Origin of the sequence: Microbacterium sp. ZW T2_14, from assembly GCF_044987405.1 — a bacterium.
In the GTDB taxonomy this organism is placed as follows: domain Bacteria; phylum Actinomycetota; class Actinomycetes; order Actinomycetales; family Microbacteriaceae; genus Microbacterium.
This window is the reverse complement of sequence record NZ_JBJDRK010000099.1, coordinates 1-7,628: the sequence shown is the minus strand read 5'-3', so window position 1 is coordinate 7,628 and position 7,628 is coordinate 1. Positions and strand designations below refer to the sequence as shown.

Genomic DNA, 7,628 nt, shown 5'->3' with positions numbered 1-7,628 from the left:
TCCGGGAGCGGCAGCGTCGCCGGGTCCCGCCGCTGCGGGGGCACGGATGCCGGGTCCCGCCGCTGCGGGGGCACGGATGCCGCCGGCTGGCTGCGCTCCGCCGCGCCGGGTACGGCCGACGTGGCGGGCACGGTCAGTGCGGCAGGTGCAGCCGGCACCGCGGGCATCGGGGGAACCGACGCGGTCGCAGGCACAGGCGGGACCGCGGACACCGGAGCAGGCGCCGCGGGAGCAGGCTCCGCGGGAGCAGCCGCCGGGGCTGAAGCCGACACGGGAGCGGGCACCGGATCGGCGGCGGGGGCATCCAGCGACTCCGCCCAGGTGCCGTCGGGGTGCACGACCAGCGGCCAGCTCGACGTCCCCTCGACGAGGGTGGCGTGAGCGGGCTCGCCCGTCGAGGCCGCCAGCTGCCTGATCTCCTCGACGACGCGGTCGCGCAGCGCAAGGCTGTCGGGGGCGACGACTTCCTCGACATCGGTTCCGACGTGGAGCTCGGCGGTCGTGCTCGTCAGAAAGTGGACTGTCGCATCGGGGCGGCGTGAATTCATCGGTTCTCCTCCGCAGCGGCGGCTTCAGACGCCGGCCGCGGCAGAGGGCGGCGGCCGGTCAGGGCAGGCGAGTGGGCCGGCGAGAGCCCATCCGAGGGCGAGCGCGGGCCTCGGCCACGCCTTCGCCGTGCATGTTCACGCTAGCCGACGGTTCCTGGAAGGCACCCCGAGGCCGCGCGGCGCGGCCTCGGGCTGGGCCCGTCGGGTCCCGACGGGACAACCGCGGGATCCGCTCATCGAGACCGGGGCGCAGCTGCGGGCTAGGCTCTTCGGGTGCGCCTCGTCATCGCCCGCTGCTCCGTGGATTACACGGGACGCCTCAACGCCCACCTCCCGCTCGCGACCCGCCTGCTGGTGCACAAGGGCGACGGCTCGCTGCTGGTGCACTCCGACGGCGGCTCGTACAAGCCGCTCAACTGGATGAGCCCGCCGTGCCGCCTGGACGTCGAGATTCCGGATGCCGAATCCGCCGCCGCAGGAGTGCTCGAGCACTGGCGGGTCACGCACGCGAAGAGCGGCGACGCGCTGCTGGTGCGCATCTACGAGGTGCTGCACGACACCTCCCACGAACTGGGCATCGATCCGGGCCTGCAGAAGGACGGGGTCGAGGCCGACCTGCAGCGGCTCCTCGCCGAACAGGTGGACGTCATCGGCGACGGCGTGACCCTGGTGCGCCGCGAGTACCCGACGGCCATCGGACCCGTCGACCTGCTGCTGCGCGACCCCGCGGGCGGCACGATCGCCGTCGAGGTCAAGCGGCGCGGCGACATCGACGGCGTCGAGCAGCTCACCCGCTACCTCGAACTGCTCGGCCGCGACCCGCACCTCGCACCGGTCACGGGCGTGTTCGCGGCCCAGGAGATCAAGCCTCAGGCGAAGGTGCTCGCCGCGGACCGGGGCATCCGCTGTGTCACCCTCGACTACGAGGGCATGAAGGGCATCGAGTCCGGCGCGCCGCGCCTCTTCTAGAGCTGAAGCGCTTGGCCTGTTCCGATCACACGCCGTAGGCGCGGAGGAACGCCGCGGCACCGGCATCCGCCCGCTCGCGGACGCGGGCTTCGGACGGCGTCGCCCGCTCGTCGAACATGCCGCGATCCATGTCGGCGCCCATGACGAGGAATGCGAGGTGCTCGGCGGCCACATCGGCGGACTCGACGCGGAGCTGCCCCACGTCGGCGAGATCCTGGAGAGCCGACGCCAGCGCTCGCATGACCGTCTCGGGTGCGCGGCGACGGTACTCGCCGGCGAGTTCGGGGAAGCGGCGGAGTTCGCTGACGAGCAGCCGGCGCAGCGGAAGCACCCGGCCGCGCAGCACCGTGCCGGCGAGCCGGCGCGCCGTGCGGGGGATGTCCTCGTTCGCGTCACGCATGCGTCCGGTCTCCGCCACGAGCTCGGCCGAGAAGCGTTCGGCGACCTCGATGGAGCGCTGGATCGTCTCGCGGAACAAGGTCTCCTTGTCGCCGAAGACGTTGTACACGGTCCGCTTGACGACCCCCGCCTCTCGGGCGATGTCGTCGACGCTCGCGCCGTCGTAGCCCTCCCGCAGGAACACCGTCGTCGCCGCATCGAGCACCGCCGCCCGCGAGCGCTCGATCCGCCGGTCCTGCCCCGCGTCTGCTGCCACCGTGCGACCTCCTACGGCATGAGTATACGCACGGGTGCACTATTGCACCGGTGAGTGCACATCAGTCGCGGTCTCTTGTTCGTGTCGCAAGGACGGTACATACTGTCGTGACGACAGTTCCCCGACAGGACGGATGCCGCGCGATGACGCTCGACGACTTCCGGCGCGAGATCGCCGACCCCGCCATCGAATTCCGCCCCGAGCTGCGGTGGTGGCTTGCGGAGGGACTGCACACCGATGCGACGCTGCGACGAGAGATCGAGGACGCGCACCGTCTCGGCTTCGGCGGCATGGAGTTCCTCGCGATGGACGAGGGCGAGATCGATCACGCCCGCTACGGCTGGGGATCGGAGGAGTGGGTCCACGACTCGCAGATCGTGGTCGAGGAGACCACCCGCCGCGGCATGTCGGTGAGCTTCACCTCGGGCACCAACTGGTCGAACGCGAACCTGCCCACGATCGACCCCGACCAGCGTGCCGCCGCCCAGGAGCTCGATGTGGTGCACGAGACCCTCGCCGCCGGCCAGGCCCGCTCCGGCGCGCTCCCGCGGATCGACCTCGAGGCTCCCATCGCCGAGACGACGCTGCCCGGTCACCGCGGCACCATCACGCAGCAGCACCTCGTCGCCGTGGTCGCGGCGCGCGTGGCCGGCGAGGGACGACTGGATGCGGCATCCATCGTCGATCTCACGGCGCAGGCGCAGGGCGAGTCGCTCGACTGGACCGCTCCCAATGAGGGCGAGTGGCGGCTGTTCGCATACTGGATGCACGGCACCGGGCAGACCGCCTCGCCCTCAGCGAGCGTCAACTACACCGTGAACTACCTCGACCGCGATGGCGTCGACGCCGTCATCGCCTACTGGGACGACGTGGTCCTGACGCCCGCGCTGCGAGCCGAGATCGCCCGCAACCCGCGCGCCCAGATGTACATGGACTCGCTCGAGCTGTCGACGTACGGTGCGGGCGGCATGTTCTGGGGCTTCACGATCGCCGACGAGTTCCGCGAGCGCCGCGGGTACGACATCGTGCCGTGGCTGCCCTTCCTGACGCGCGACGCCCCGTTCATGGCGGTGTCGACCGTCTATCACCACCAGCCGGCCGACGACACCGACCGGCTCACGGTCGAGAAGGTGCGGTTCGACTACGTACGCACCCTCACCGACCTCTACATCGAGAACATGCTGCGGCCGTTCGCGGCCTTTCTGCACGACGTCGGCATGACGCTGCGTGCCGAGATCAGCTACGGCCTGCCGTTCGAGCTGACCCGGCCCGGCCCCGAGGTCGACGGCATCGAGACCGAGTCGCTGGAGTTCGGCGCGCAGATCGATGCGTACCGGTTGATGGCGGGGCCGGCGCACCTCTTCGGCAAGCAGTACTCGTCCGAGACGGGCGCCACGACGCGCAACCACATGCTCGACCACCGGTTCTACGACCAGATCATCGCGACGCAGCTCGCCGCCGGCATCACCAAGACCGTGCTGCACGGCTGGGCGAGTCCGGCCGGCGCAGAAGGCGTGACGGAGTGGCCGGGCCACGAGGGGATGTGGCCGATGTTCTCCGAGCGGTTCGACACCCGCCAGCCCGGCTCGGAGTTCTACCCGCTGTGGACGGCCGCGATCGGCCGGCTGCAGTACGCGCTGCGTCGCGGCCGCCCGCGCATCGACGTCGGCATCCTGCGCACCGACCACTTCACCGACAACCTCATCGGCATGGCGCTCATCGGACCGAACGGCGAACGCATCCCCGACGAAGTCGCGTACGGCACGATGTGGATGCGCGACCGCCAGAACCACTGGTGGCAGGACCTCGGCATGCAGGACGCCGGCATCACCTACGAGTTCTTCGACGGCTCGCTGCTGCTGCGCGACGACGTCACGTTCGACGGTGACGAGGTGCAGCCCGCCGGCCCGGGCTACCGCGCCCTGATCGTCTACCAGAGCACGCTCGACGCCGACGTCGCCGCACACCTGCGCGACTGGGTGCAGCGCGGGCTGCGCCTCGTGATCGTCGACGGCGCACGCGAGCTCGAGTCGCTCATGGCCGGACGCCACCGCACGCACGAGGTCGCGGCATCCGCCACTCCCGGTCTCGACGGGCGGGACGACGAACTCGCCGCCATCACGGCGGAACTGCGACGGATGCCGGGGGTCCGCGTCACCGGCCCCTCCGGCGTCGTGGCCGCTCTGGACGACCTGGGCGCGGGAGGCCGCGCGCGGTTCGTCGATGACGACCGGCACGTGCTCACCCACCTCCGCCAGGACGGCGACCTCACGGTGCTGTACGCGTACCACTTCCTCTACGAGACCGCGGAGACCACGACAGTGCGCGTCGCACTCGACGGTGAGGGCGCGGTCCACCGCCTCGACCCGTGGACCGGCGCGGTGCGTCCCCACCGCGGCGCCCGCAGAGACGGCGACCGCACGATCGTCGAGCTGACGCTGGCTCCGGGAGAGGTTGCGATCGTGGTGCTGGATCGATCGACCGGCGTCGTCGACTCGACCGCTCCGGCACACGTCGAGGTCGCCCGCCTCGACGTGTGGCGACTGGTGGTCGAGAGCTGGGACGCCGGCGAGCCGGAGGTGCTGACGGAGGACCGCGGCCTCGGATACGTCTCGCGCGAGGTGCGTCCGGCGACGGCGATCACGCACATGGATGCCGGCGACGTGGACCTCGCGCCCTGGGCGCAGCTCGACACCGTCGGTCCCGAGGTCTCGGGAGTCGGCGAGTACACCGCCACGGTGACCGTGCCGGACCTCGCTGCGGGTGCCCGGTATCTGCTCGACCTCGGTTCGACCAACGGCGGCCTCGGATCGGTCCGCGTGGGCGACGGCGGTGAGCGCGGCTTCGACACGGCTCATCCCGTCGTGGACGTCACCGACGATCTCCGGCCCGGCGACAACCTCGTGGTGGTACGGGTGTCGAGCTCCCTCAACAACCGGCTCCGAGCCCGCGGATACTATGAGCGCGTCCCCGACATCGGGGCGCAGCTCACCGGGGAAGCGCGCACGCAGCACGCGATCGTGCGCGACTACGGCCTCGTCGGACCGGTGCGGCTGCTGCGCGAGGACTGATCCCGGCGCCGCGCATACGTCGGGACCGGTCGCGAGAGGAATGAGAAGCGATGGCTCGAGGTGACGTCGACCCCGGCGCCTCCGCCGACCTGAGTCCCGTCATCGGCGACGACCCGCTCGACCTGCGCCTGTCGCTGGCGTCCATCGTGCACTGGGCCGACAGCACGGGCGTCCGGCGAGACGTGATGACGAAGGTCGCTTTCCCGATCGATGACATGGGCATGTTCCTGGTCGTCAACCAGCTCTCCTACAACGGCGCGATGCGCCCCGTCGAGCTCTCGCTCGCGCTCGGCATGACGCCGACGAACATGAGCAAGATCGTCGGGCGGCTCGTGCAGGCCGGTCTGACGGTGCGCGTCGCCGCTCCCGCCGACGACCGCGGTGTGCTGGTGGCGCTGACCGACGAGGGGCGCCGCATCGGCGAGCGCATCATGGCGACGGCGGAGGGCAACATGACGGCCCTCCTGGCCGACTGGTCGCCCGCCGAACTCGACGATCTCCGGCGCATGATGGCGCGGCTGGCCCGCGTGCACCGGCGTGATCGCTGAGGCAGAGCCGGGCGCGGAGCGGCGGCCGCCTCCGAATAGGCTGGTGGCATGCCGAGCCGATCGCCGTGGACCTGTGTGCTGTGGGACGTTGACGGGACGATCGTCGACGCGTCCGAGGGCATCCTCCGCCGCCTGACGATCGCGCTCGACCACTTCGGCAAGCGCCCGCCGACGCGCGCGGAGCTCGTCCACTGGATCGGCCCGCCGATGTACGAGTCGTTCCAGGTGAACGTCGGCATGACGCCGGAACAGGCATCCGAGGCTGTCGCGTTCTACCGCGGCCTCAACAAGATCGACGGGTACTCGACCGGCGCCAAGCTGTTCCCGGGGATGGGCGAACTGATCACGGATCTCGCGTCCGCCGGCATCCCGCAGGCCACCGCCAGCTCGAAGCCCGAGGTGCAGGTCGTCGCGCTGATGGATCACTTCGACCTGTCGACCTCCCTCACCGCCATCGTCGGCGCGACGCAGGACGAGAAGACCCTCAGCGCCAAGTCCGACATCGTGGCCGAGGCGCTGCGGCGGCTCGCCGCGGCGGGCGTCGACACGAGCCGCCCGGTGCTCGTCGGCGACCGCCACCACGACGTCGACGGCGGTGCCGCCCAGGGCGTGCCGGTCATCTTCGTGCGGTGGGGCTTCAGCTGGCCTCACGAGGCCGAAGGCGCACAGGCCGTCGTCGACGACGTCGACCAGCTCCGCCGGCTGCTCCTGTTCGGGGAGCCCGCCGCCTCGTCCGCCGACGGCGCGCACGAGACGCCGCGCGCCGAGAGTGCGGAGCGGGACGGGCGGACGGCCGCGGCCGACGAGCCCGTGGGCGTCGCCGATGCCTGAGCTCGCCGCCGCGATCCTCGGGTGGCTCGTCCCTGCTGCGATCGTGTTCGGCGTGGCGGCGATCGCCGTCGCCGTCATCGTGTGGGCGGTGCGACGCGCGCGGCGCTCTCCTCGCGCCCGCGCTGCGGCGGAGCAGGCACGGGCGAAGGCCGGCGCGACGCTCGTGCAACTGGACGACGAGGTCGGCGAGCTCGACGTCGAGGTCGGCCTGTCGGGCGCGCTCTACGGCGGCGATGCGCCGCCGTCGCTGCGGCGCGCGCGCCTCACCGCGCAGCACGTGCGCGATGACGCCTTCGAGCAGTACCGGGCGATCAGCGACGCCGCCGTCGCGCCCGACCACGTGCGCCGCGTCTCGGCGGGGATCGACCGGCATGCCCGCGAGGCGCTGGCAGCCGTGGCGGCGGCCCGCCGCGAGCACGGCGCATGGGTGACCGCGAACGTGTCGGCCGCCGGTCAGATCGACGCCGCACGCGGTCGGTTGGCCTCGCTGAACGCCACGATGGGCGACCCGGCCGCACTCGTCGCAGAGCTGTCGTCGCGATTCGCCGAGGACGAGTGGCGCGACGCCTCGCAGTCCGCGCACGCGGCGCTGTCGGAGGTCGCCCTCGCCCAGCGACACCTGGACGCCGCCGCTGCCCGCGCCGACGACCCCTCGCTCAGCGCGCTCCCCGATCTCGCCGCCGCCGAGCGGGCGCTGCGCCAGGCCGAGGCCGACGCGCGCAACCTCGAAGAGGCGCACCGCCTCGTGCTGCAGGCCGCACAGGCGGTGCCCGACGAGATCACGGCTGCCCGCAAGGCCCTTCGCCAGGCCGCCGTCACACGGGAGCACCTCGACGCGGCCGATGCCGAGCGGCTCGGGGTGGAGCTGCACGCCATCGCGGAGGAGCTCGACAGCATCCAGACGGATGCCGCGCGCCGACCGACCCGCACCGTCGATACGATCGCCCGCCTGCGCGGACGCCTCGACCTCGCCCTCGGCGACGCGCGGACCGCGCAGCAGCGCCTC

The 7,628-nt window shown here is 72.0% G+C and carries 6 protein-coding genes and 1 pseudogene; 5 read left to right on the top strand and 2 right to left on the bottom strand.

Annotated elements, in window-relative coordinates; all coding sequences use genetic code 11:
• Positions 1-548, bottom strand: a pseudogene (locus ACI3KY_RS19725) (hypothetical protein); the annotation flags it as partial.
• A 273-nt stretch (positions 549-821) separates the two neighbouring features.
• Between ACI3KY_RS19725 and nucS the strand changes: the two are divergent.
• Entirely contained in the window at positions 822-1,517 is a 696-nt protein-coding gene (gene nucS / locus ACI3KY_RS19720; protein WP_404931825.1) for an endonuclease NucS, read from the top strand.
• A gap of 25 nt (positions 1,518-1,542) precedes the next feature.
• Here nucS and ACI3KY_RS19715 read toward each other — a convergent pair whose 3' ends face one another.
• Positions 1,543-2,172: a TetR/AcrR family transcriptional regulator gene (locus ACI3KY_RS19715; protein WP_404931824.1), complete on the bottom strand. Its 630-nt coding sequence runs from the start codon at positions 2,170-2,172 to the stop codon at positions 1,543-1,545.
• A 143-nt stretch (positions 2,173-2,315) separates the two neighbouring features.
• Here ACI3KY_RS19715 and ACI3KY_RS19710 point away from each other — a divergent pair, with 143 nt between their 5' ends.
• The 4 genes from ACI3KY_RS19710 to ACI3KY_RS19695 form a co-directional block, all read left to right on the top strand.
• Positions 2,316-5,243: a glycosyl hydrolase gene (locus tag ACI3KY_RS19710; RefSeq protein WP_404931823.1), complete on the top strand. Its 2,928-nt coding sequence runs from the start codon at positions 2,316-2,318 to the stop codon at positions 5,241-5,243.
• A gap of 50 nt (positions 5,244-5,293) precedes the next feature.
• Positions 5,294-5,791 carry a MarR family winged helix-turn-helix transcriptional regulator gene (locus tag ACI3KY_RS19705; RefSeq protein ID WP_404931822.1) on the top strand — a complete coding sequence of 166 codons (498 nt, stop codon included), beginning with the start codon at positions 5,294-5,296 and terminating at the stop codon, positions 5,789-5,791.
• Between the two features lie 48 nt (positions 5,792-5,839).
• The gene (locus ACI3KY_RS19700; protein ID WP_404931821.1) at positions 5,840-6,622 is read left to right on the top strand and encodes an HAD hydrolase-like protein; all 783 of its coding nucleotides are present in this window, start codon (positions 5,840-5,842) and stop codon (positions 6,620-6,622) included.
• The coding region (locus ACI3KY_RS19695; RefSeq protein WP_404931820.1) for a hypothetical protein at positions 6,615-7,628 on the top strand (1,014 nt) is incomplete at its 3' end. The genes ACI3KY_RS19700 and ACI3KY_RS19695, both read left to right, overlap by 8 nt.

Coding starts and splice junctions, on each gene's coding strand:
- ACI3KY_RS19710 (WP_404931823.1), top strand. CDS start 2,316: ATGACGCTCGACGACTTCCGGCGCGAGATCGCCGACCCCGCCATCGAA.
- ACI3KY_RS19705 (WP_404931822.1), top strand. CDS start 5,294: ATGGCTCGAGGTGACGTCGACCCCGGCGCCTCCGCCGACCTGAGTCCC.
- ACI3KY_RS19700 (WP_404931821.1), top strand. CDS start 5,840: ATGCCGAGCCGATCGCCGTGGACCTGTGTGCTGTGGGACGTTGACGGG.